The organism is Acaryochloris sp. IP29b_bin.148, from assembly GCF_028285565.1.
Lineage (GTDB): Bacteria > Cyanobacteriota > Cyanobacteriia > Thermosynechococcales > Thermosynechococcaceae > Acaryochloris.
In genome coordinates this window covers 1-23,830 of sequence record NZ_JANQOY010000001.1, presented here as the reverse complement: position 1 = coordinate 23,830, position 23,830 = coordinate 1, and the positions used below count along the sequence as shown (strand labels likewise).

Below are 23,830 nucleotides of genomic sequence, written 5' to 3'. Positions count from 1 at the left end.
GTTCATTTGCAGATTATGAGTCAGGAACGTTAGAAGGCTGGTTACGCAGCCAATCCTGGCCGACCCGAATGGTCAAATCGGATCCTAAGTCACCGGTCGAATTCGCTAAGAGTTGACTCTCCTCAAGCAATGTTTGCAAATATTCCGCAGATTCCAGATCACCCCACTGGGGAATAACTTGCGTTTTAGAGAGGGGTTGGGGCCAGTCTTCATCGGCGTAGTGAACATTGTAAAAGCCCTGGGTTTGCAAATACTCAATCATCACAGAATCCCCCTCCGGATCATCCGTCGCATTTTGCACCACAATTCTGATGTCCTTAAACTCAGACGGATCTCTAGTCGCCACTTCGTAGCCAACGGGTGGAGAAACCTCAAAATAGGTCTGCATCACTCGATCCATGCCCACTAAGTCCATTAGCCAAAAACTTAGTTCGTACTCCTCTGGACCACTAAAACGGCCGGGTAGCAGAACCATTTGCAGTTGATCAGAATCCACCTGCAAACCAAACTGCATCAAGGCCAGCATTTCTCCCACACTTAGATTGGAATCAATATGCTTCTGTAAAACCGATAAAATTTGAGGCAGGCGAGTCAGCATCGTGGGATTGGCCATTTTCTTCTGCAACGCTTTTAACAAAATTTGTTGGCGCTGGGCACGACCAATATCTCCCAGATTATTGTTGCGAAAACGAACAAATCCTTCAGCTTCTTCGCCATTGAGTTCTTGTAGTCCTGGTTGAAGGTCAATCTTGAGCTTCTGAGTCTGATCCTCATACTGCATAGCAATCGGGACATACACTTCCACTCCGCCAACCACATCAACCAACTCCCGAAAAGCGCCCGTACTGACGCGTACGTAGCGATCAATTTGGACATCGTTGAGTGTTTTGCTCACCACTTCGGTGACTAAATCAGGGCCACCCCACCAGTTAGCAGAATTGATCTTGGTGATGCCAACATCTGGGATTTCGACACGGGTATCACGAGGAATCGAAAGAATACTGACACGATCTTCCCCCGGATTAAGGCGAACCAGCAACATCGTGTCGCTCCGGCTTTTGAACGGATCAAAGACTTCCCCTTCTTCAGGCTCTTCTAAATTGAGATCAACCCCCATCACAATGATATTGACGGGGCGAGAGATACCGTAGCGCAAGCCGCCCTGAAACAGTTCTGGCAATGAGACAGGACCATCCTTATCTCCTAATAAACGAACAGGTGCGACTAAAGCCAGTGTGGCCCCTAACCCTGCCGAAAGAGTCATGGCAAACGAGAAAATAACCCCCCAAGTTAACCATCTGAATACCTTATCCATCCGGTTCGTTCGCTGGGGCTGAACGATTTTCGACGTTTTGTGCTGACGCGACGCTCGCGATTCACTTGCAGCTCGACGTTTGGATTGGCGTTTCGTGGGAAATGCTCCTTTTTTTACGTTGGCACTATTCAGAGTATTATCGGCCACGGTAATTTTGTGTGAAGGGTTAACAAAAGGCGACGGTTCTTAGCTTTCGACGGTTCCCTTTGCGCTTAACGCTACGATTCTACACAATTGGGTTTGAATGGCAAGGGGATTGGTTATATTGACTGACAGTTTACCCAGATCCGTCTTTGAACTTAAGGTTATTAACTATGCAAGCTGTAATCATTGCTGGTGGGAAGGGAACAAGGCTGTCACCCTTGACATTACGGAGTCCTAAACCCATGCTGCCCCTTTTTGAGCGCCCTTTTCTCAGTTGGATGGTGGAGCGGTGTAAAGAAGTCGGATTAACCGATATTTTGATGAATATTCGCTACCAGGCGACTCAAATTCAAGATTATTTTGGGGATGGGCAAGCCTTTGGTGTAAAGATTCGCTACGTGATTGAAAAAGAAGCTTTGGATACGGCAGGAGCCATGAAGCTAGCGGAACCATACTATACGGGAGAACCGTTGGTTGTGTTTAACGCGGATATCCTCACTAACCTCGATCTGCGGGCGTTGATGCAAGCTCATAAACAAACGAACGCCCAAGCGACTATCGCCTTGGCAAGGGTAGACGATCCCACGGCGTTTGGGTTAGTGGAGTTAACAGATGTCACCGCTAGCGAGCATTCATCCACCGGCACCATTCAATCCTTTCGCGAAAAGCCGACGCCAGAGGAAGCAGCCACGTTAGGCATTGATACGATCAACGCAGGGACGTATGTGCTCAATCCCGAGATTTTTGCCCAGTATCCTGCCGATCAGCCCCTGAGTTTTGAACGAACGGTTTTCCCAAATCTCTTAGCGAGTCAACAAAAAATTGCTGGCTTTGTCTGGGAGGGCTATTGGATGGATCTCGGGACACCGGCTAAATTCTACGGGGCTCATTTAGATATATTGCAGGGAAAAATGCCGTTCCCTTTACCTGAAGCCATGGAAGAGCGTCAGCCTCAAGTCTGGGTTGCAAACAATGCCACCATTGATCCCCAAGCGAAGATGTCTGGACCTTGCTTTGTGGGTGAGAACGCTAAGCTTGGTCCCGAAGCAGAGATTTCTAGTGGGGTCATTTTAGGGGCCAGTGGGTTAATTGATCGCCCCTTGTCGCCGGGCATCTATCCCCCTGGAACCGTTGCTGTATAGATATTAGGTATGAGGTAGGATAACAGCTTTGATGGTTTTGCGATCGCGCATATCTGCAAAGACCTGCCCCAGATGATTGAGGGGTTGAGTATCGTTCAGGAGTTGCTCAAACGGCAGCTCCTGGCTGGCTAACAAGGCTAGGGATTCTCTTACAAACGTGGGGGTATTGTGGAAGACTCCTTTCAATGTGAGTTCGCTGTAGTGCAGCAAATCCGTATTGACGGTAATACTCGTATCTCGGGGACAGCCGCCAAATAAATTGATGGTTGCTCCTGGCCGTCCACAGGCAATGGCCGTTTCCCAAACGCTAGGCACTCCTGTTGCTTCGATTACCACATCAGCCCCGTAGTTTTCAGTTAGCTCCAAAGTGGTGGCTGTTAGGTCGGTGTGATGATGATTAAAAATATGGGCAGCGCCTAGTTTCTGTCCTAGTTGTAACCGCTGATCGGATCCGCCGAATAAAATCACTTCTGCACCACGATGGGCTAAAACACCCACAAACATCAGGCCAATGGCACCATCCCCAATGACAACCACTCGTTGGGCAGGACCGTCCTTTTGTTTAGGCTTAAAACCAGAGCGAGCAATACCATGAAGAACACACGCTAAGGGCTCGGTCAAAGAGGCAGCCGCCATGGACAAATGTTCTGGAATGGGGAGCAAGTTCTGCTCAACAATGGCGGCAGGAATTCGTAAATATTGGGCAAAGGTGCCGTTATTAAAGGTTAAATCAGTACAAAGGGAATATTCTTGGCGTTGGCAAAAAAAGCATTGTCCACAGGGCGCTGAATTATTGGCAACGACGCGATCGCCAAGGGACCAGCCTTGAACCCCCGAGCCTATGGCTACAATCTGACCGGCTGCTTCATGGCCAAATAGCGTGGGCGGTTTGAGCATTTTGGCATGACCCCCACGTCGCCACACTTTCAAGTCCGTGCCACAGGTCGTCGCGACATCCACTTGAATCACAACTTCACCTGGCTCAGGGGTAGGGTCAGGAACTGTTTCTAGGCGGAGATCGGTTTGGCCATGTAATACCGCTGCTAGCACGTTACGTCAGTCCTCTATTCGGCTTCATCATCTTAACGGGAATCGCTGAAGTCGTAATTCCTGAATTTCAAGCAAGTGGGTCAGGAAGGGATTGGCGACGATTTATACTGAGCATCTGATAAGTGCTGTATTGCTGGTGCTGCTTATAGATCTCCTGCTAGGCGGATGCCTAAAGGTTTAGACTGTGTCAATGGCATCTTGGGCAATCATACAGAACTCTTCCCAAATTCTTCTGATTCAAAGAAGCAGGAAAACAACCAGAGCAGATCAGTGGTGTTTCCCGGGGGGTGGAATCAAAGCGAACGAAACACCCAAACAAGCTTGCATTCGAGAAGTTTTTGAGGAAACACAACTCGTCATCAGAGTGGTGAAGACTGCTGCCAAAATTGGTGACGATTACTACTTCCTATGCAAACTTGAGGACCCTCTTCAGTCAGTAATCTTGAAGCAAAATGAGTGCAGGAACTATGTATGGATTAATCCCAGAAATTTGACGAATGTTGGTATCATCATGAATCTGAAAGTCATAGTGCCACTATTACGCTTTTTGGGTTACAAGATTAATTTATCGGATGATTTAGAACGATACATCGCGTGATCTCTTCATTACCTTTAATCTCCTTAAAGAATCCGTTACCCGATCAATTTTAAGGTCATATAACCAGAGTTATGCTACTTCGTTTGCGGGTGTTGGCGTAGTTGGGAAGTACTGAGTCACTACATATAGAGCCATCGTGTTATGAAGCGGATTCATGAGTCGATATCCTGTCGTTAGCTAGAGAATTTAGCCCAGTTAATTACATCTACCACGTTAAAATTTAGTTCAAAACTTAATTCTCTATGATGGTTGAACAGAACAAAGCCCTCGTTCTCCAGTTCTACAAAGCTTTTGACGATCGCAAGATAGAACAAGCTTTAGCACTTCTAGCTCCAAATTTTGTTGCTCATCTCGCAGGTATGCCTGAGCCGTTAGATGGACAAGCTTTCAAGCAGTTTGGAATGTCATTTTTTTTAGCTTTTAGCCAAGGAGAACACGTTTTTGACGAAGTTGTCATTTCGGGCGATAGAGTGGTGACTTGTGGAACATTCACAGCGATACATCTAGGAGAATTTCAGGGCCTGCCGCCAACAGGTAAGCAAATCAGCTTGTCCATTATGCATATTGATCGGGTGGAAGACGGAAAGATTGTCGAGCATTGGGGGCAAGGTGATGCACTCGGATTGATGCAACAGTTGGGGATAGTCTTCTTGCCAGGGCCAAAGCTATTGCCTTTTATTTTGAGAGGAGCCGCATCCAAACTGTTTAGAAAAGCTGGAACGTAGTTTCCAGAAGCAATATAGTCCGCTTGAACACCAACCATATCGAGTCTCGTTGTTGAGTTCGAAAAATTGCTAACGGTGGGAGAAGCAGAACGTTATGTGACATTAATTCGTGAAAAACAGACAAATAAATCTGGATTTTACGCCTTTGCAAACCTGAACCACATCAATCAACGGTTGCTAAAGGTTGTTTTATTGTGAAGTCCACCACCCATTATCTAGAGATTCGCTAAGGTTTAAGGGGTAAGTCTCCTGACCATTAGTCACACGTCTTGTAATTCTTACTGTGTTGCTTCCAATAGTCATCCAGATCGTGTTCTCATCGTCAATTCAAGATCGGTATTTGTGATCTATGGATTTTGATCATATTCGTTTCTACGTTCATGATGCGAAGCAATGCCGTCGTTGGTTTACCAACGTTCTAGGGTTTCAATATCTTGATAGCACCACAACTGTTAATCAACAGATTGAAGTGGTCTTCTCTGGAGCCATTGTCTGCATCATTTGTAGTCCTCTAAATGGGGCGGGTCCGGTAGCAAAATATCTCCAGTACCATCCTCCTGGCGTTGTTGATCTGGCGTTTCAAGTCTCTGATGTTAGGGCCACCTTCACCCGTGCTGTTCACCAGGGAGCTATTCCATTGCATCCCTTGACTGAAGAGCAGCAAGACAACGATACGTTGATTTGGAGCAGAGTTAAAGGATGGGGGGCGCTAGAACATACGTTAGTGGAGCGAAAAGGCCAGACCTCAATTTTGCCATCTGACCTCATTCCACTCTCAGCCCAAACGATATCTAAAGTTGAAACGAGTCGGCGTTTATTTAACCAGATTGATCATGGCGTTTTGAATGTTGGTAAAGATCAACTGCAAGCCGCTGTGAATTGGTATCAGCAAGTATTTGGATTTGAAACCCACCGATACTTTGATATTCAAACGCATCGTTCGGGTCTGCGCAGTGAAGTGTTAACCCATCCTCAGGGCCAGGTTAAGTTTCCGATCAATGAACCGACATCAGACAATTCCCAAATTCAAGAATTTCTGGATTTCAATCAAGGTCCTGGTATTCAACATATTGCCTTGGGGACCTCAAACATTCTAGATACGGTCTCTCAACTCAAACGCCAAGGACTATCCCTGCTAGATATTCCACCCAGTTATTATCAGCAATTGCGGCACCAGGTTGCCCAGGCTCACATCAACTGGTCAGCTCTAGAACAGCACCAGATTCTAGCTGATTTTGAGGAGGATGCCGGAGCTGGGATTCTATTGCAAACCTTCACGAAGCCTATTTTTCCACAGCCTACCTTTTTCTTTGAAATCATTGAGCGCCAGCGACAGGCCCAAGGGTTCGGGCAGCGAAACTTTCTAGCCCTGTTTCAAGCAATGGAGCGGGAACAACAGAAACGGGGGATATTGCTATAGCTTTACTTTGGTTTGCTGGCGTTGGCGAACTAGGCTAGCAGCGAGTTGAATCGCAGCAATCATACTCGTGGGATCTGCAATCCCCTTGCCAGCAATATCGAATGCTGTGCCATGGTCTGGAGATGTGCGGACAAAGGGCAAACCAATCGTGGTGTTGACAGCTCGGTCAAAAGCCATCAGCTTCACGGGAATTAAGCCTTGGTCATGATAGAGGGCTAAGTAGGCGTCATAGGTGGTAGGTTGTGCCATTTGATCGCGGGGACCGTACCAAGCTTGCCCTGGGCCTACCCAAAGGGTGTCTGGGGGAACGGGATCCGACAAGGTTAGGTCAGGATGTTGCGATCTCATCTCTTCCACCCAAGGTATCAGCCAATCGATTTCTTCCCGACCTAACTGTCCCTGCTCGCCGCTATGGGGATTTAAACCTGCGATCGCAACTTTCGGCTTCGCTATGCCAAACTCACGCTGCAGCGTCTTCTTCAGCAGCTCTACCTTCATCGTCAGCAACTCAGGAGAAAGCTGGTGAGGGACCTCCGACAGAGGGATATGGGTGGTTGCCAGCAAGGACCGAAGTTGCCATCCAGTATAGGGAGAGGCCCCCACAAAAAACATGCCATATTCTGAAGTTTGCGATCGCTCCGCCAAATATTCGGTTTGACCTGGATAGTGATGTCCAGCTGCTTTCCAGGCCGATTTGGCAATGGGGCCAGTGACGATGCCATCAAATCGCCCTTTAAGGGCACCGGTAATCGCAGTAGACAAACATTGAAAACTAGCCGCCCCCGTCTCTGCCGAAGGCTGTCCCCACGGAATAGGCGATAGATTCAATCCAACCTCCAAAAAATCGAGATCCCTCGGATTCGCGAGGGCCTGATCAGCCTCCAAACCTTCCTGCTGTTGGAGATGGTCATAAGCAGCTTCAAATAAAGACCGCTCCCCAATGACGTAAATATGCGCTACGTCCTTGAGAAGCGGTGCACTTAATGCTTTGAGAATAACCTCAGGGCCGATTCCTGCAGGATCACCCATCGGAATTGCAAGCTGGGGCAGAGGATGAAAATCAGTCATTACGATTCATCATCCAGCCAAACTGATGCATCGAGTAAAGTAACGGCCCTTATGCGGGAGACGTGACTTCCTCTGGTTCTGTGGCAGCTTCATCGGCAGAATCGGCCTCGACTTGACCACCTTCCTGTTGGGCCATCATTTGCTGACGATATCGCTCAGCCATTTCCTCTGCTTTGTCATAAACCAACTGAGGATTCTTGACCATATCTCCAGGCTCAGGCTCTAACTGCTTAGTAGAGAGGGAGATCCGACCGCGCTCAGCATCCAAATCAATGATCATGACCTTCAGATCATCATTGACATTAAAGACGCTGTGAGGCGTATCGATATGGTCGTGGGAAATCTCGGAAATGTGCAACAGACCACTGACGCCACCGATATCGATAAAGGCACCGTAGGGCTTGATACCGCGAACCGTACCGATCACCACTTCGCCGACTTCTAGACGGTTCATCTTCCGTTCTACCAAGGCTCGGCGATGGCTGAGCACGAGGCGGTTGCGCTCTTCATCTACTTCTAAGAACTTTAGCGGTAGCTCTTCACCAATTAAATCTTCCTTGGCCGCCCGCGTACTGATATGAGATCCAGGAATAAAGCCACGTAGCCCTTCAATTCGGACTAAAGCACCACCACGGTTGGTTGCAAATACCGATGAACGAACCGTTGCATCTTCTGTTTGTAGTTGCCGAACTCGCTCCCAAGCCCGCATATACTCAATGCGGCGGATAGAGAGGGTCAGCTGCCCATCTTCATTCTCATCAGCAAGAATGAAAAACTCACGTGTCTCATTGGATTGCAAAACCTCATCTGGGTTCTCAATCCGATTAATGGACATTTCCTGAATCGGAATATAAGCTGCGGTTTTCGCACCGATGTCAATCAGAGCCCCTCTCGGTTCCAGGCTAAAGACCGTACCTGCTACGACATCACCGGGGTTGAAATGGTAATCATACTTGTCAAGTAAGGCGGCGAAATCGTCGTGAGTAAAGCCAATATCTGGCAGTGTGGTTTCCCGATTGACCATTCTCTAATTTTCCTAGGTTTTTTCTTACTAATAGTGAATAATGACGTCTCCTTTGTCGGTAAAGACCTGAATTTAGGAGCGCTGGGTGGATACCAAGAGCAAACTTGATATCATTCTAGCTAGATTTGGCACTAGATCTATCATCCTAGCGCAATATCTGAAACCTGAACGATATATTTCTGTAATTCTTTAGTAATTATAAAGAAGACAAATCGCCCTATAAACGGCCCTGACTAGCATTGGCGACTGTGAGAAGCCAGATAAGCGGTGTCTTGAGCCGAGTGTATGGAATCCTGCAAACTATCATTCTCGCAAGGAGTCGGTAAGACCATGTCACCGGCTTCTTTCAACTGGTCGAGTTCATCCACGAAATCTCGAATTCCACGAAACTGTCTATAAACAGAAGCAAAGCGGACATATGCCACCTCACTTAACGTTTTCAGCTTGGTCAGAACAGATTCTCCTAATTCCGTACTGGTCACTTCTTTGACCGCTTGCTGCTGCAGTTCAGCTTCAACATCATCCACGAGCGTTTCCAGTTGAACGGCTGCCAGCCCTGTTTTTTGACAAGCCGTCACCACCCCCTTAAGCAGCTTAGACCGATCAAACAGCTCTCTATCCTGATTACGCTTGATCACCATAATCGGAACGAATTCGATCCGTTCATAGGTGGTGAATCGACGATTGCACTGCAAACATTCTCGTCGCCGCCGAACGCTTTGCCCTGCCTCTGCTGAGCGAGATTCTAGGACTCTGCTATCTGTATGCTGACAAAAGGGACATTGCATACTAGCGGTTGCGATAATTGCAAAGGGACAATGCTAAAGACGCAAAAGCACATAACGACATCACTAGACTTCAGAGGCCTGAGAAGCGCTAGCGGGTACATTTTGGAGTGCTTTGGCCAAATACTCTGCCCATTGTACTGCCAATGTTACGTCAGTGAAGGGAATTTGAGCCGATGTGCCATCCTCTTTATGCTGTAACTCCAAAACAATGTTCTTCCCTCTACTGGGAGGATTGCGATAGTCCACAGATTGACCATCCACACGAACCAAGACCTGGCTAATGTCATCGAAGGAAGTCGAACAAAGATGGGCTGGGCCCGCTAGGGTGGGTTTTCCCCAGGTTAGGGTCTGCTCTTTCTGTCCTAAGACAGCATAAATATCGTATTTGGCACGTTCATAGGACTGTGCCCATAGACGATACGCCTCCACTTTGCGATATTCAATCCATCCTGATCGCGCTAACGCAATGAATACGCCCAATAAGGCCAACCATACTAGCCCTTCTGCCATGATGTTTGCCTATATAGGCATGGATAAAAACTTGATTACTAGGTAAGGATTGGTCGCTAGGCCAAAGCTGACCTACAACGGGTGAATGTCCTAGTCCCAATCCTTATGTTCCGTCGCTTTTAGTCAACCCAGATGGATTGGTAATACGGATCACCGAAGAAGGGAACTACCCCTGTTGCTGGATAGTGATCATCATTAGGCGCAAATATACGCCCCACTGCCTCAGATAAATATTTTATGCCTTGAGAAAGTAAATTGATGAGTTTCATAATTGACTCCCATAGTTGAGATCGAATGAGAAATTGGAGCTTCCCATCCTGATGTGGATCAAAGGCTGCAGTCTTTATGCTTTCGATCATAACTTGATTGATTAGCAAATCAAATAAATCTCATAACTCTAAATATGTATTTTTTATAAATAGCGTGAACTAAAACTGCATTTAGTAACGCTTTGTGAGAAAAACACCGACCTTCGTCGTGTTTTGTAACGGTGTTTTGATGAAAGTTCTTGACGATAGAAGGTCTTTCAAGGCATGATGATATTCGCGTTCGGGGTTATAGCTCAGTTGGTAGAGCACCTCAATGGCATTGAGGGGGTCAGCGGTTCGAATCCGCTTAACTCCATAATCTAAGTCACCGAAACGAGCTGCCCCCACCTTTATAGCAGGGGTGTCGGTGGCCACCGTCTACTGCCTAGGCTGGGATAATGCCGGGCAGCTTATCCAGCTTGCCCACCTGAAAACTCAGCGGTTGGACCTGATTGGCGTCTAAACAGGGTGGCTCGATTCACCTATCCCGTGTTTCTCATACCCGCAGCAATACCGTTAATCGTCAGTAGAGCACCGCGAAGGAGGTCTTTCTCACTCACGTTACCGCCACCGAGGGCAATTCTCTGCTGACGTTGATATTGTCTTAACCGTCGCAGCAGTGATACTTGTAAAAAACCTAAGGGGACAATGGTGCCGTTACGGAGGTGAACAGAGCGTTTCAAATTGGGATCACCATCTAGAAGTTGGGAATTGCCCGTAATCTTAGAAACCATTTCGCGGGTTAGGTAGTATTCTTGAGAGATTTGCTCAAATAATCGCTCAAAGCGTTCCACATCTTCGGGTGTCGTTAATTCCTGGAGATAGTGATGCGCAATTTGCAAATCGACTTTTGCCAGGGTCATTTCCACCTTGGAAATCACCATCTTAAAGAAGGGCCACTTTCCATAGAAATATTGGAGTAAGGTGAGATGCTCTGCAGATTTATCATCTAAAAAGTCTTGGAGGGCGGTACCAACGCCATACCAAGCGGGGAGCAGAAATCGACTTTGCGTCCAGCTAAATACCCAGGGAATTGCTCTCAAGCCATCGAGCGTTCTACGATTGTCTGCTCGTCGACGGGCCGGTCGAGCGGCATGCTGAAGTTGGCTAATTTCATTAATGGGGGTCACTTCATAAAAGAAATCAACGAGATCTTCTTGTTCATGAATTAAGGCACGGTACCGTTTGCGCGATCGCGCGGCCAAATCCTCCATAATGTCATGCCAAGGTTCAATGCTATCGATTGTGGATCGCAATAAACTGGACTGAATCACAGCAGTAGAGATGGTTTCTAAGTGATATAGAGCTAGCTCTGGCAAAGAATATTTAGAGGCGACGACTTCACCCTGTTCCGTAATTTTGATCCGACCATTAACGCTATAGCCAGGCTGGGCCAAAATCGCTTCGTAAGCAGGACCTCCTCCACGCCCCACAGAGCCGCCCCGTCCGTGAAAGATACGTAAAGAGATCCCATAGGGTTCAGCGGTTTCCTGGAGTCGCTGCTGAGCCTTGTAGATTTCCCAGTTACTGCTAAGAAAGCCAGAGTCTTTATTGCTATCAGAGTAGCCCAACATAATCTCTTGAAGAGAGAGGTGGAGGTTAACTGCCTCAGCCTCCTCAGGATCGGGCTGTGGATCTTGAACCTGAGCGGCTGCCACCGGATCAATCAGATAGTTGCGATACAGCTCTAAATCAAAGAGTTGGGTCATTACACTGGGAGCCCGCTGCAAATCATCCACGGTCTCGAACAAGGGAATAGCGTGCAAGGTGCCCGTAGCGGTCGCCGGATCAAAGAGTCCTGATTCCTTAGCAAAGATCAGCACCTCCAAGAGATCACTGGCCTCATGGCTCATGCTGATAATATAGGTGCGGCAAATCTCAATGCCAAACTCCTCTTGCAGCCGCCGAATCATGCGGAATGTATTGATCAGTTCTCGCGTTTGATCTGAGAAGGGCAGTTCCGGAGGAATCAAGGGTCTGCGAGTTTGTAACTCTTGGACCAGCCACTGCAGCCGTTCTGATTCCGATAACTCGTTATAGGGTTTAGGCAGGATTTGTAAATAATCAATAATTTCAGTCAGAGCATCAGAATGGCAGGAACTTTCCTGCCGGATATCCAATTGAGTGAGATTAAACCCAAAGATTTTCACTTGGGCCATCAAGATATCGAGTTCACGACAGTTAATGTCCGTAGCCTGCAGGTTTTCCTTAACCACCTTAAGCTCTGCCAAAAAATCAGCGGCCGCAGGATAGTAAATCTGCTCATTCATCCCTTGAGGATGAATAGGCTGGGAAAAGTCGATCAATTGGGCCTGTTGTTGATTGCGATCGCGGGTATTCTCCAGACGTTTCAAGATGTAGGACAGCTTGAAACGATAGGGTTCTCCCAAAAATCGAATGGAAAGTTGGTCATACACCTCTGGCATTTGCAACTGATCTTGCCCCAAGGATTTTTCCAAACCAGGCGGGACTTCGCACCAATATTGAGATAAGGTCAACAGATTAATCAGCTTTTTGACCGAAGCGATATATTTTTCTAAAACGAGATTGCGCTGATAGCACGAGGTTTGCCAGGTGACCTCCGGGGTCACATTGGGATTCCCGTCGCGATCAGACCCGACCCAAGAGCCAAATTGGCAAAAGTGATAGCGGGGCGGATTTAAGTTGGGAAATGCCTGTTGTAGATGCTGGGTTAAGCGGTGATAGAGCTGGGGAATCGCATCAAACAGCACCTCACGAAAGTAGTGGAGACTATACTCCACCTCATCTAAGACCGTCGGTCTGAATTGATGAAGCTCATCAGTGCGCCACCAAAATCGCACTTCCTCAGTCAGTTCAGCCTGCAAAACATCCACTTCCCAGGGGGAGCGGGTGTTACGCGCCAAACCTGCTTCAGCTTCATCGAGTTTCCCTAGTATTTTGGCAATTCGCCGTTGTTTGGCCCGAATCGTCTGCCGGACGATCTCCGTCGGATGGGCGGTGAACACCAGCTTAATATCTAACGTTTGAATAATGTTATGGATATGACGAGGCGGCACATTTAACTGCTTGAGTTTAGGGAATAGCCAAGCAAAGGTGCCGGCATTAGGCTCTCGCAAGCTCATATCGAATAAGCTTTGGGCGGGCATCTCCGACGAACCCTTCTGCCCCCCTTGGCCTTTAGAGTCAGCGATCGCCCTGGCGTCCATCCCTTCTGAAGCAGCATCAGTGGAGTCCTGAATGGCACCGCGCGTCCGCACAATGCTCTCCTCTTGCTCATAATGTTGTTCAACGATATTAATAAGCTGAAAATACAGCGCAAAGGCCCGCGCTGCCCGAATAGCTTCGTCTAATTGCAGTGTCTCCACTACTTTCAGAACTTCCGCTTCCGGTACGCTAGGCGCTTGCCCTTCTGGAGAACACATGGATCGCAGCTGACGGAGGAGATCCACTAACTCTTGGCCGCACTCATCTCGCAGAACGGTCTCCAACAAATCTTCAATAACTGTAATCCGATGTAGCAGTAATTTCTCTAACTTAGCCTGCATTATTCACGCTGATCTCCTGAAAAGTTCTCAAGATCTGGATAGGTATGATATCTACCCAATCTTAAGAGACAACAAAGTGGGTACTCTACGGGTTACTAAAAATACTACACAGCAAAGGCTACAGTCACTGTCTTAGATGCTTATAAGAGATTGAGATTAAAAGGGGGACGAACGGACCATAAGGGCCAAGGGAAGAACACATAGAGGTTGCTCTGAATGGAATCTGTGAAAACGAGGGGGCTGAACAGCGATCAAGCGGAACGCGATCAGAGTGCTACCCAGCCAGAGTAACGATATCTCCACCCCAATTCTAGGGGGTAAACCTCGATTTACTCGTTTCAGTTCAGCGTTAGTGGATGACGACAGGTTGATGCCTCCAGAAATGCCTCTGACTGAGTGCGCCCACTGTGTCGCGTTTCAGGTACCCTGAGTGTTACGAGACGCCATCTATTCGGCAATCTCTAAAAAAGGCAGGGCCATGCCTTGCAATAAGCCTTCACACCAGCCGCCTAGCGTTAAAAAGCCTCTCAACAGCTGTTGCTGACCCAGCAGCGCCAATAGCAAGGGCAAAATAGCGAGACTAATCAGTACCTCCAAACACTCTGGCTTTAATAAGATTGAGGGTTGATTGGATGAGGAAGTCGTGGATGAAGACATAGCGAGACCTTCTGAAATTTAGCGGAGTGCCCACTCTTTTGCCCAAGCCAGGATTTGAGCCATTTGTTCAGGCTGATGCGATTCGCAGTAGAGGCGGAGAACAGGTTCAGTACCACTGAAACGGATCAGTAACCAACTGTGATCGGCGAGCAGAAACTTATAGCCGTCGATGGCAAGGACATCGGTCACAGCTTGGTCGAGAACTTGGGTAAAGGGGGCAGATTGCAGTTGGGCAATCAGCTTTTGTTTATCTGCTTCAGAGGCGAGGGGCAGATCAATCCGATCATAGAAGCTGGTGTACCCCGTTTGAGCTTGTAGCTGCTGATATAAATGGGTGAGATCTTGCTTCGTTTGGGCGGCCGCCTCCAGCAAATACAGGGCTGACAGCAAGCCATCTCTTTCAGGAATATGGTTGCCATAGCCAATACCGCCTGACTCTTCACCTCCCAGCAATACGGCTTCGGTTTCTAACATATGATCGGCGATATATTTATAGCCAATGGGCGTTTCATGCAAGGGCAAATGGTGGAGCGCTGCAACCCTAGGGATCAGTTCAGACCCGCTAATGGTTTTGATTACTTCTCCCTTCATCTGCCGACGGGCAGCTAAATGTTCAATCAGAATGGGAATCAAAATTTGGGAACTGAGAAACGTCCCTTGTCCATCCATCGCGGCGATCCGATCGCCATCACCATCAAAAATAAAACCAACGACCGCTTCTTGTTCGGCGCTTTGTTGGCGGGTTTGGATGGTTTGGATCAAGGTTCCGAGGTATTTAGGCAAGGGTTCTGGCGCGCCGCCCTCAAATAAGGGATCGCGATCGCTGTTGAGTTCAGTGATCTCAGCCGTAAGGAGACGTTGGAGGCCACTGGCCGTCGCCCCATGCATGGTATCCACAAAGACCGTTAACTGCTTTTGGGTAATGGCCCGATTAATTAGATCAATATCAACCTTCGAGGCCAAGACTTGGCAGTAGTCTGGCCAAGGATCAAAGGTATCGAGCGTTCCCGGCTTAGGGGCAGTGGTAGAGGAAGCAGTGGCCAATCGATCTTGGATCGCCTGGGTTACAGGGGGCGGCACAGACCCCCCAAAGGCACCTTTGACCTTAAGTCCCGAATAAATGCCTGGGTTATGGCTAGCGGTAATCACCAGAGCCCCCAAGGCCTGGCGGTGATAAGCCGCCCAACTAAAAGCAGGGGTAGGGGCAAAGGTGTTGGCAAGCAGCACGTCATAGCCTGCCTGCTGGACGACTTCGGCAGTCGCCTGCGCAAATTCTTCGGATAAAAATCTGCGATCGTAACCCACAATAATCAACCGTTGGGAGTCGGGGCTACTGTAGGTGTCCTCCAATACCTCCGCGGCTACAGGTGCCACTTTGATTAATCGTTCAAAGGTAAACTCTTTGGCAATAATGCCCCGCCAGCCATCCGTCCCAAATTTAATGGGAGATATGGATACGTGAGCGTTAGAAGACGCAGAATCGTTAGGCATAGCGAAGTTATTAAGGGCACATTGTCTCTATCCTACACACCAAAAGTTAACCCGCAATTGCTAACAAAACTTAATCTTTAGTTTATGATTTGGAATGGAACGCAGTTTAGGGAGGTTTATTTTGACTCAACACCAAGATGCTATCGCACCCCATGGTGGCTCATTGATCAATCGGATCACCTCTGAGGCCCAAAAACAAGATTTTCTGGCCAAAGGAGATAGCTTACCTCGTGTACAGCTGGATAAGCGCGCCACCTCAGACTTGGAAATGATTGCCATTGGTGGATTTAGCCCACTGGCAGGCTTTATGGGGCAGGCTGACTATGAACAGGTCGTCCATCATATGCACCTAGAGAATGGATTGCCCTGGTCTATTCCAGTGACTTTATCGGTTGCTGAAGACGTGGCTGCTTCCCTCAATATTGGTGATTTAGTTCGTCTGGATGATCCCACGGGAGCCTTTGTGGGTGTCCTCGAACTGACCGAAAAATACACCTATGACAAAACACAAGAAGCGCTTCAAGTCTATAAGACTGACGAGATGAAACATCCCGGCGTTAAAGTGGTATTCGAGCAAGGTGCGGTTAATCTGGCGGGGCCAGTATGGTTATTAGAGCGACAGCCCCATCCCCAATTCCCGGCCTATCAAATTGATCCTGCTGTCTCGCGGCAACATTTCCGTGAAAAGGGCTGGAACACCATTGTTGGCTTCCAAACCCGGAATCCCATTCACCGTGCCCACGAATATATTCAAAAATGCGCCCTAGAAACTGTGGATGGGTTATTCCTTCATCCACTGGTGGGAGCAACGAAGAGTGATGATATCCCTGCCGATGTACGGATGCGTTGCTACGAAATTATGATGGAGCATTATTTCCCTGAGGATCGGGTTATTCTGGCCATCAACCCTGCAGCCATGCGCTATGCAGGCCCTCGGGAAGCTATTTTCCATGCTTTAGTCCGCAAGAATTACGGATGTACCCATTTCATTGTCGGTCGAGATCATGCGGGCGTGGGGGATTACTATGGCACCTACGATGCTCAACACATTTTCGATACCTTAGATACTCAGGCCTTGGGCATTATTCCCATGAAGTTTGAGCATGCCTTCTACTGTAAGAAGACCTTATCGATGGCTACGACGAAAACCAGTCCGAGTGGCCCTGAGGATCGGGTGCATCTATCCGGTACCAAGGTGAGGGAAATGCTGCGTCGGGGTGAGTTACCCCCACCTGAATTTTCTCGTCCCGAGGTGGCGTCTGAATTAGCCGCAGCGATGAAAGCTTGAGGCTTGCATTCGCAAACGGCGATATAGTGAAAGCAGGAACCCATTACTGATGATGGGTTCTACCTTTTTGCCCTGCAGTAGGCCCTCTCCATAGATATTGATTATGGCCCTGACTCGACGTGCTTTATTGCAAAAAACTAGCTTAGCGCTTGCTGGTCTAGGTTTGAGTGATTTATATCTATGGAAGTTTGCCCACCAATATCAGCAGGTTCTGGCTCAACCCACCTCACGCAAGCTAGCGTTATTAGTTGGCATTAATCAATACCGGGACTTGGGCAAACACTCAAAGCTAAAAGGGTGTTTAACGGACTTAGAGCTGCAGCGAGAGTTGTTGGTGCATCAGTTTGGGTTCCACCCAGACGATATTGTTGTCCTCAAAAATAAGCAAGCAACGCTGAAGAATATCGAGACGGCCTTTGCTACTCATTTAATTGAGCAGGCACGGCCTCAGGATAGTGTGATTTTTCACTTCAGTGGCTATGGGTGTGTTTTGCATCAGTACGCAACCGATATACCAGAACGCAAAACGCCTCCATCCTGCAATGTGCTGATCCCCTTTGACGGGACCGTCGAAGACGCTAAGAGTTCTCAAGCGATTGAGAATTTGCTGCTGGAGGATCAACTGACATCGTGGTTCCGCTCGCTCAATACTCAGAAAAGCTTTTGTGTGTTGGACGCTGGATTTACCTATCCTGGCAAAGCCTTGCTGGGGAATTTGCGCGTGCGATCGCAGCCTGCAATCCCCCAAGAAATTAGCTTGCCAGGCGATCTAGAACAACAGGAAAAATTACTGAATCAGTCGCAGAGACGGTCGACCCCTGCTGAATTGATCCTGGCTGCCTCTCAAAATTCACAAACGGCGGTTGAAGCCCAGTGGCATGACTTCTCTTCAGGCCTCTTCACCTATATACTCACCCAGCATCTGTGGCAACAGTCTGCCTCTAAAAAGCCCTCTGTTAGCTTTACTCACATTGTCTCTGATCTCGAACATCGAGTCGGCCGAGTGCAACAGCCAACGTCAAGAGGGCAGACGAGTGCAGATATTCTGCCCGCTTTATCTCTAGGAGACAGTGCGGATGGAGTGGTGACCGATATTGAAGACAATGGTGAAGAAGCCACACTTTGGTTGGGCGGCGTGCTGCCCCAAGTGGTCGATCACTATGAAGCCATGACTTGTTTTAAGATTGCTGCCACTGAGAATGGCTTTGTCCGTGCCCAATCTTTGCCAGAGCGTTCGGTAAATGCACGCCCTGCATCTGGGGATCTGTTGATTCGTTTAGACTCTCATCGAGGTTGTGTGGGGACAGGACGTTGCAACCAAGAAGGGCAAATCACTTCAGGGCAAAAGATTCGCGAGGCATTTCGCGTCATCCCCAAGACGATCACGCTGAATGTTGCCCTTGGATCGCAGCTCAATCGAATTGAACGGGTGGACGCCACCAGTGCTTTTTCTGATATGCCCAATATTAATCCTGTAATTGCGGGTGAACAACATGCAGATGTTCTGTTTACACAGGCTCCATCCTCCTCACAGGTGATTGTTAATTCAGTCTCCAGCGATATTTCTGAAGCAGATGAACAGTCCGCACCTCCGCCCCAAGCCCAGTATGGGTTGTTCTCTCAGGGGGGAGAAGAATTAGCAGATACGCGGGGGGAGTCGGGAGAAGCGATTAAAACAGCGGTCAATCAGCTCCATGACACCTTAAAGTTGCTGTTGGCCTGCAAGACCTTAGATCTCACGGTCAATGACTTTTCCTCTCGGATCGGGGCTATGGTGTTTTTGGAAGGCGTTGATACTGAGAAACCGCAAGTATTGGCACGACAAAATACGTCCAGAGCCCCTTGGACTTTGAAAGAGACCAGTTCTCCTCTCTCAAGCTTTGAAAAACAGGGGCAAGTGGTTCAGCTTTCCAGAGGGCAACACATTCAATATCGGATTCGCAATTATAGTGATGCCCCGCTCTACTGGCTGGTCTTAGGCGTGGATAACCGCACCCAGTTTTTTACCATTTACTCACCAGAAGCGCTTCTGGCTGTACCGGAGACGGAAACGACAAACCAGGATACCGTAGCGGCGGGTGGGTCATTAGCGGTGCCATTCTCAATGAATGAATATGTGGTGCGCGGACCCACAGGGCTGGCAACGACTTACGTTATTCTCAGCCGATCGCCTTTTGTAAAAGGACTCAGTGAGATTGCGGGTAAGATCCGCCAATCCTCAAGCAATACCTCACCCGTGGTTGTGCGGTTGACGAACCCCCTAGAGGTGACTCAGCAAGTCTTGCAAGATTTACATGATGGCAGTGCCCCAACGGCTGAACAGATAGGGGTTGCGTCTGATAACAATTGGGTTTGGGATGTAGACCAGTGGGCAACCTTTCAGTTTACCCATGAGGTGGTTTAAGAAAGGAATCCGTTGCTAGCGCTGTGGTAATTCTCGGAGCTGCGCCTATAGGCATCTGGACGGGTAGAGAACAATCCTTTCTCTGTACAAACGGCCTGCAACGGTTGATCCCAAGGTTCAGTGGGGAGTTGGTCCAGTAGATCTTGACCAAAAACGATGCCAATAGTGGGAATAGAGGACCAATCAGGCGAGGCAAGTAATCGGTCGTAATATCCACCCCCATAGCCGAGGCGATAGCCGTTGCGATCGCACGCCACTGCCGGGACCAAAATTAAATCGACCTCATCAGCCAATAGTTCAGGACAATCAGGATAAGGTTCCAAAATCCCATACTTGCCCTTTATCAGCATTGTAGAATCCAGCGGATTGCAGCGATGCCATTTCAAGTCTCTACCCACACAACGAGAGAGACCCCATTCGCGGTCTTGTCCTCGTAAAAACAGCCAACTCAGATCAGGTTCTTGCCGAAACGTCATATAAGCCAAAACCGTCTTCGCTTGCTGCCAAAGGGATGATTCCAGCAACTGCTGACAGAGGGTTTGACTGAAAAGACGCCACTGCTCGACTGGCATCGATTGACGCTGTGTCAGCAATTGACGTCTGAGATGATTTTTTTGAATCAGGGGATTAGAGTCAGAGGATTGCACTAAAACTGGGTTGCCACCAATAAGAACAAACTGTCCACTAACAATGTTCCCAATACCGATCCCGAAAATGCCCACCAACAGAGCTGATCTTTTTGCCCCGTCCAGGTATCTGGGGGCAATAGGGGCCGAATGCTAATCACACAGAGGCCCACCACCAAAACCATTGCCCAAAACTTTCCCCAAGGGGTTTGGGTATGTTCCAAAGCTTGAGGCAACAAAGCCATCGCCTCGGTTTGATCCGTTTGAATCAACACTCGCCAAGTGGGCATTAAATCCACTAAGAAGAAATACACATCCGTGACGGTCGAACCAATCAAAGATCCTAAGAAGAAGAGCGAACCAATTTTGAATCGGGAATTGAATAACGCCCAAACAGCCACAGGCAAGCCAATCGCTTCCATCGGCACATGCCACAAGGGCTCGGCCCGAAACCAACCCCAATAAATCGAGCCAGAGAACCAGGCTAAAGCAAAGCCAAACAGCAAATCACCCCAGATTCGAGTTCTGTCTTGCCGCATCAACCCGTAACTTCCCAAGAGCCACCCGCCTGTGGCGACCAGACTGAGCCATGGCCAGGTCCTGACCAAAGGCGCTTGAATCAGTACAGGTAAGGACACCAAAAACATTGCGGCACTAAACAGCAGCCAGCTCTGAAATGTCCCCATGCTTTGGATAGTTTGTCTGAGGGAGCTTTGAAAAGTTTGTTTCAAGGATTGTTCTCCAGATTTTTCAAAGTTATGAAAATGCTATTAATTCAAGACGATTATTTAGGCAATATTTGTTAATATTCGTTAATATTTTTGCGTTTGTTGAACCATCCTTGGGTTGGCATTCAATTTTGATTAGTGTATCACGGGAAGGGAGAGTGGCTAAGCCTTCCACGATCCGGCCACAGCCTGCTCTCTCCTATGAATAATCCATAATTATGCCCAGACTATCTCGTCAAATCCAATGCGCGTTATTTTGCAAAGAGTTAATAAATCACGGGTCGAAGTTGCGGGCCAAATTGTTGGCAAAATCCAAAAAGGTCTCAATTTATTAGTAGGAATTACCCCCTCTGATACGGCACAGGAAGTGGCTTGGATGGCTCGTAAATGTTTAGAGCTGCGGATCTTTCCCGATTCCTCCGGCAAGCTGTCGCAGTCCGTTCAGGATATTGAGGGAGGCGTATTGGTGATTAGCCAATTTACCTTGTATGGAGATTGTCGCAAGGGGCGGCGGCCCTCCTTCGATAAAGCAGCACCTGGAGCGATAGCAAAACAGATTTATGAAGAATTTGTGACTAAACTGCAAGAAAGCGGCTTACAGGTGGAAACCGGACAGTTTGGCGCCATGATGGATGTTTATATCGAAAATGATGGTCCTGTAACCTTAATTTTGGAACGAGAGGCTGAAGGATCCATACGGTGAAAACCTGCTATCCTCTGCCCTAACATAAGGGCTCGCTGACACAGTCAAACCAGGAGATAGTCAAGATAGATGACATTAGGGATTGCCATTTTTAGGGAAGTTGAGTCAAACTGCCTGTGTGGTAATCAATAGCGAGTCTCTCTAGAATCATGTGCGGTATTGTCGGTTACATTGGCCCTCAGGCAGCTAGCGGAATTTTGCTTTCGGGTTTACAGAAACTAGAATATCGGGGCTACGATTCAGCAGGAATTGCCACTGTCTTAGAAGCACAACTCCAGTGTATTCGGGCTAAGGGTAAGCTCCATCATCTGGAAGAAAAGTTAGCCAGTTGGGAAAATCCTGCGGTTTTAGGCATTGGTCACACCCGCTGGGCGACCCACGGCAAGCCAGAAGAACATAATGCCCATCCTCATCGAGACGCCCGCGAACGATTGGCCGTCGTGCAAAACGGTATTATCGAAAATTATCGAGAACTGAGAGAAGAACTGAAAGAACGGGGCTGCACGTTTCGTTCGGAAACCGATACGGAAGTTATTCCTCATCTGATCGCAGAAAAGTTGGAAGGCTTGCAGGCTAAAGGAGACCCCTCTCTGCTAGAAGCCGTGCGACAGGCCGTCAATCATTTGGAAGGGGCCTTTGCGATCGCAGTGGTCTCCGCCGACTTCCCGGATGAACTGATCGTGGCCCGTCAGCAAGCTCCTTTAGTCGTGGGATTTGGCAATGGCGAATATTTCTGTGCCTCCGATACCCCCGCTTTGATTCACCACACCCGCACGGTTTTAACCCTAGAAAACCAAGAACTGGCTCGCTTGACCACTCAAGGCGTAGATCTTTATCACTTTGAGGGCAACCGCGTTCGCCGTCCACCTCGCACCCTCAACTGGAACCCCGTAATGGTGGAAAAGCAGGGCTTTAAGCACTTTATGCTCAAGGAAATCTATGAGCAGCCTGGGGTGGTGCGCACATGCCTGGAACAGTATGTGGATAGCAACTGGCAACCCGGAAAAGAGAAAAGTCCCATTCGCCTTAATTTGGCACCAGACTTAACCGCGAACTTGGAAAACATCCAAATTATGGCCTGCGGGACGAGTTGGCACGCCAGCTTGGTGGGTAAACATCTACTGGAGCAGTTAGCCGGTATTCCCACCGTGGTCCAATATGCCTCTGAGTTCCGGTATGCCCCTTCCCCCATAACGGCTAATACCCTCACCATTGGCGTCACCCAGTCGGGAGAAACTGCTGACACCCTAGCAGCCCTGGAAACGGAACAGCAACGTCGGGCTCAGCAACCTGCCCATTTGCAAGCGCATCTGCTGGGCATTACCAATCGTCCCGAAAGCTCTCTGGCGCGTTTGGTTCCCGCTATTATTGATACCCATGCCGGGATTGAGATTGGCGTGGCGGCCACTAAAACCTTTATGGCCCAACTGATGGCCTTTTACTTTTTGGCGATTGAGTTGGCCTATCAGCGCAAAACCGTTGCCCCCCAGCGCTTGGGTGAAATCATTGATGGTTTGCAACAGCTTCCCGCACAGCTAGAGCAGGTGTTGGAGAGTCAAGAACGATATGTGGAAACCCTAGCTCATGATTTTGTCGAAACCCAGGACTTTATCTATATCGGTCGAGGCATCAATTTCCCCATTGCCCTGGAAGGTGCGCTGAAGCTCAAAGAAATTAGCTATATCCATGCGGAAGGATATCCGGCAGGGGAGATGAAGCATGGCCCGATCGCATTGCTGGATGCCAAGGTACCCGTGGTTGCGATCGCAATGCCAGGAACCGTGTTTGAGAAAGTACTCTCGAACGCCCAAGAGGCACGGGCACGGGATGCTCGGCTAATTGGGGTCACTCCCATGAATGAACAAGAAGCCAAAGAAACCTTTGATACGTTACTCCCTGTCCCCGCAGTGGATGAACTGATTTCGCCGTTGCTAACGGTCGTGCCCTTGCAATTGTTGTCCTACCATATTGCAGCCTTGCGAGGCTTAGATGTAGATCAACCTCGGAATTTGGCCAAATCTGTCACCGTTGAGTAATCGCTCCTCTTAAGCAGATAGGGAAACCCTGCATGCGTTGGCATAAGCCTGCCGTAGGGATCGCTTCACGATTGGGCAAAGGTCACAAAAATAGTGTCTTGATGGCAGGCACTGTAAAATACGCAACTATAAAGTCTGTGCTGATCAAAAAAATATGCCAGAACAAATCCTGGGTGGACGTTAGTTCGACCATAGGGATGCCCTCCTAAGAGTGGGATTTTAATGGAGACTTTCGAGTTTGTTGCACTGCCTTCTGGAGGCGTGCCATAAGTTGTTCA

Annotated in this window: 20 protein-coding genes and 1 tRNA gene; 9 read left to right on the top strand and 12 right to left on the bottom strand. The window is 48.5% G+C overall.

What is annotated here, in order from left to right:
* Positions 1-13 precede the first annotated feature (13 nt).
* On the bottom strand, positions 14-1,462 hold the full coding sequence (locus tag Q0986_RS00100; protein WP_299402050.1) for an LCP family protein: 1,449 nt from the start codon (positions 1,460-1,462) through the stop codon (positions 14-16).
* Between the two features lie 167 nt (positions 1,463-1,629).
* Between Q0986_RS00100 and Q0986_RS00095 the strand changes: the two genes are divergently transcribed.
* Positions 1,630-2,601: an NDP-sugar synthase gene (locus tag Q0986_RS00095; RefSeq protein ID WP_299402048.1), complete on the top strand. Its 972-nt coding sequence runs from the start codon at positions 1,630-1,632 to the stop codon at positions 2,599-2,601.
* 3 nt (positions 2,602-2,604) lie between these two features.
* Here Q0986_RS00095 and Q0986_RS00090 read toward each other — a convergent pair whose 3' ends face one another.
* Positions 2,605-3,651 carry an alcohol dehydrogenase catalytic domain-containing protein gene (locus Q0986_RS00090; protein ID WP_299402047.1) on the bottom strand — a complete coding sequence of 349 codons (1,047 nt, stop codon included), beginning with the start codon at positions 3,649-3,651 and terminating at the stop codon, positions 2,605-2,607.
* A 190-nt stretch (positions 3,652-3,841) separates the two neighbouring features.
* On the opposite strand from Q0986_RS00090, the gene Q0986_RS22795 reads away from it, so the two are divergent.
* From Q0986_RS22795 to hppD, 3 genes are all read left to right on the top strand, one after another.
* Entirely contained in the window at positions 3,842-4,249 is a 408-nt protein-coding gene (locus Q0986_RS22795) for an NUDIX hydrolase (protein WP_366918470.1), read from the top strand.
* A 242-nt stretch (positions 4,250-4,491) separates the two neighbouring features.
* Entirely contained in the window at positions 4,492-4,974 is a 483-nt protein-coding gene (locus Q0986_RS00085) for an ester cyclase (RefSeq protein WP_299402044.1), read from the top strand.
* 349 nt (positions 4,975-5,323) lie between these two features.
* Positions 5,324-6,394, top strand: coding sequence for a 4-hydroxyphenylpyruvate dioxygenase (gene hppD, locus Q0986_RS00080; protein WP_299402042.1), 1,071 nt, complete (start codon positions 5,324-5,326; stop codon positions 6,392-6,394).
* On the opposite strand, the gene pdxA is transcribed toward hppD, so the two are convergent.
* The 5 genes from pdxA to Q0986_RS00055 all read right to left on the bottom strand — a co-directional run bounded on the left by pdxA (position 6,389) and on the right by Q0986_RS00055 (position 10,053).
* Complete coding sequence (pdxA, locus tag Q0986_RS00075) at positions 6,389-7,462, bottom strand: 4-hydroxythreonine-4-phosphate dehydrogenase PdxA (RefSeq protein WP_299402041.1); 1,074 nt, start codon at positions 7,460-7,462, stop codon at positions 6,389-6,391. The genes hppD and pdxA overlap by 6 nt on opposite strands.
* 49 nt (positions 7,463-7,511) lie before the next feature.
* A complete protein-coding gene (locus Q0986_RS00070) occupies positions 7,512-8,486 on the bottom strand; it encodes a 30S ribosomal protein S1 (RefSeq protein ID WP_299402039.1) in 975 nt (324 codons plus the stop codon).
* A 233-nt stretch (positions 8,487-8,719) separates the two neighbouring features.
* Positions 8,720-9,274, bottom strand: coding sequence for a transcriptional regulator NrdR (gene nrdR / locus Q0986_RS00065; RefSeq protein WP_299402037.1), 555 nt, complete (start codon positions 9,272-9,274; stop codon positions 8,720-8,722).
* Positions 9,275-9,337: 63 nt separating this feature from the next.
* The gene (locus tag Q0986_RS00060; RefSeq protein WP_299402035.1) at positions 9,338-9,784 is read right to left on the bottom strand and encodes a hypothetical protein; all 447 of its coding nucleotides are present in this window, start codon (positions 9,782-9,784) and stop codon (positions 9,338-9,340) included.
* A 119-nt stretch (positions 9,785-9,903) separates the two neighbouring features.
* On the bottom strand, positions 9,904-10,053 hold the full coding sequence (locus tag Q0986_RS00055; protein ID WP_299402033.1) for a hypothetical protein: 150 nt from the start codon (positions 10,051-10,053) through the stop codon (positions 9,904-9,906).
* A 282-nt stretch (positions 10,054-10,335) separates the two neighbouring features.
* Here Q0986_RS00055 and Q0986_RS00050 point away from each other — a divergent pair.
* A tRNA-Ala gene (locus tag Q0986_RS00050) sits at positions 10,336-10,408 on the top strand.
* A 166-nt stretch (positions 10,409-10,574) separates the two neighbouring features.
* Here Q0986_RS00050 and ppc read toward each other — a convergent pair.
* From ppc to Q0986_RS00035, 3 genes are all read right to left on the bottom strand, one after another.
* Positions 10,575-13,619, bottom strand: coding sequence for a phosphoenolpyruvate carboxylase (gene ppc / locus Q0986_RS00045; protein WP_299402031.1), 3,045 nt, complete (start codon positions 13,617-13,619; stop codon positions 10,575-10,577).
* 447 nt (positions 13,620-14,066) lie between these two features.
* The gene (locus Q0986_RS00040; protein ID WP_299402028.1) at positions 14,067-14,276 is read right to left on the bottom strand and encodes a hypothetical protein; all 210 of its coding nucleotides are present in this window, start codon (positions 14,274-14,276) and stop codon (positions 14,067-14,069) included.
* Between the two features lie 18 nt (positions 14,277-14,294).
* Positions 14,295-15,767, bottom strand: a complete 1,473-nt coding sequence (locus Q0986_RS00035; RefSeq protein WP_299402026.1) for a phosphoglucomutase/phosphomannomutase family protein — start codon at positions 15,765-15,767, stop codon at positions 14,295-14,297.
* Between the two features lie 121 nt (positions 15,768-15,888).
* Here Q0986_RS00035 and sat point away from each other — a divergent pair, with 121 nt between their 5' ends.
* A complete protein-coding gene (gene sat / locus Q0986_RS00030; RefSeq protein ID WP_299402024.1) occupies positions 15,889-17,055 on the top strand; it encodes a sulfate adenylyltransferase in 1,167 nt (388 codons plus the stop codon).
* A 103-nt stretch (positions 17,056-17,158) separates the two neighbouring features.
* Positions 17,159-19,459: a caspase family protein gene (locus tag Q0986_RS00025; RefSeq protein WP_299402022.1), complete on the top strand. Its 2,301-nt coding sequence runs from the start codon at positions 17,159-17,161 to the stop codon at positions 19,457-19,459.
* Here the strand turns inward: Q0986_RS00025 and Q0986_RS00020 are convergent.
* Together Q0986_RS00020 and Q0986_RS00015 are read right to left on the bottom strand one after the other, a co-directional pair.
* Entirely contained in the window at positions 19,456-20,106 is a 651-nt protein-coding gene (locus Q0986_RS00020; protein ID WP_299402020.1) for a 5-formyltetrahydrofolate cyclo-ligase, read from the bottom strand. The two genes, Q0986_RS00025 and Q0986_RS00020, sit on opposite strands and share 4 nt — an antisense overlap.
* Positions 20,106-20,816 carry a DUF3120 domain-containing protein gene (locus tag Q0986_RS00015; protein WP_299402018.1) on the bottom strand — a complete coding sequence of 237 codons (711 nt, stop codon included), beginning with the start codon at positions 20,814-20,816 and terminating at the stop codon, positions 20,106-20,108. The genes Q0986_RS00020 and Q0986_RS00015 overlap by 1 nt, the downstream gene beginning before the upstream one ends.
* A 241-nt stretch (positions 20,817-21,057) precedes the next feature.
* Between Q0986_RS00015 and dtd the strand changes: the two genes are divergently transcribed.
* Together dtd and glmS are read left to right on the top strand one after the other, a co-directional pair.
* On the top strand, positions 21,058-21,516 hold the full coding sequence (gene dtd, locus Q0986_RS00010) for a D-aminoacyl-tRNA deacylase (RefSeq protein WP_366918469.1): 459 nt from the start codon (positions 21,058-21,060) through the stop codon (positions 21,514-21,516).
* 149 nt (positions 21,517-21,665) lie between these two features.
* The gene (gene glmS, locus Q0986_RS00005; protein ID WP_299402014.1) at positions 21,666-23,552 is read left to right on the top strand and encodes a glutamine--fructose-6-phosphate transaminase (isomerizing); all 1,887 of its coding nucleotides are present in this window, start codon (positions 21,666-21,668) and stop codon (positions 23,550-23,552) included.
* Positions 23,553-23,830 lie beyond the last annotated feature (278 nt).

Bases quoted from the DNA above. Each gene is read 5' to 3' on its own strand.
- ppc (WP_299402031.1), bottom strand. From the start codon at position 13,619: ATGCAGGCTAAGTTAGAGAAATTACTGCTACATCGGATTACAGTTATT.
- Q0986_RS00025 (WP_299402022.1), top strand. From the start codon at position 17,159: ATGGCCCTGACTCGACGTGCTTTATTGCAAAAAACTAGCTTAGCGCTT.
- nrdR (WP_299402037.1), bottom strand. From the start codon at position 9,274: ATGCAATGTCCCTTTTGTCAGCATACAGATAGCAGAGTCCTAGAATCT.
- glmS (WP_299402014.1), top strand. From the start codon at position 21,666: ATGTGCGGTATTGTCGGTTACATTGGCCCTCAGGCAGCTAGCGGAATT.
- dtd (WP_366918469.1), top strand. From the start codon at position 21,058: ATGCGCGTTATTTTGCAAAGAGTTAATAAATCACGGGTCGAAGTTGCG.
- pdxA (WP_299402041.1), bottom strand. From the start codon at position 7,462: ATGACTGATTTTCATCCTCTGCCCCAGCTTGCAATTCCGATGGGTGAT.
- Q0986_RS00095 (WP_299402048.1), top strand. From the start codon at position 1,630: ATGCAAGCTGTAATCATTGCTGGTGGGAAGGGAACAAGGCTGTCACCC.
- Q0986_RS22795 (WP_366918470.1), top strand. From the start codon at position 3,842: ATGGCATCTTGGGCAATCATACAGAACTCTTCCCAAATTCTTCTGATT.
- Q0986_RS00035 (WP_299402026.1), bottom strand. From the start codon at position 15,767: ATGCCTAACGATTCTGCGTCTTCTAACGCTCACGTATCCATATCTCCC.
- Q0986_RS00060 (WP_299402035.1), bottom strand. From the start codon at position 9,784: ATGGCAGAAGGGCTAGTATGGTTGGCCTTATTGGGCGTATTCATTGCG.
- Q0986_RS00040 (WP_299402028.1), bottom strand. From the start codon at position 14,276: ATGTCTTCATCCACGACTTCCTCATCCAATCAACCCTCAATCTTATTA.
- Q0986_RS00085 (WP_299402044.1), top strand. From the start codon at position 4,492: ATGATGGTTGAACAGAACAAAGCCCTCGTTCTCCAGTTCTACAAAGCT.
- Q0986_RS00070 (WP_299402039.1), bottom strand. From the start codon at position 8,486: ATGGTCAATCGGGAAACCACACTGCCAGATATTGGCTTTACTCACGAC.
- Q0986_RS00055 (WP_299402033.1), bottom strand. From the start codon at position 10,053: ATGAAACTCATCAATTTACTTTCTCAAGGCATAAAATATTTATCTGAG.
- hppD (WP_299402042.1), top strand. From the start codon at position 5,324: ATGGATTTTGATCATATTCGTTTCTACGTTCATGATGCGAAGCAATGC.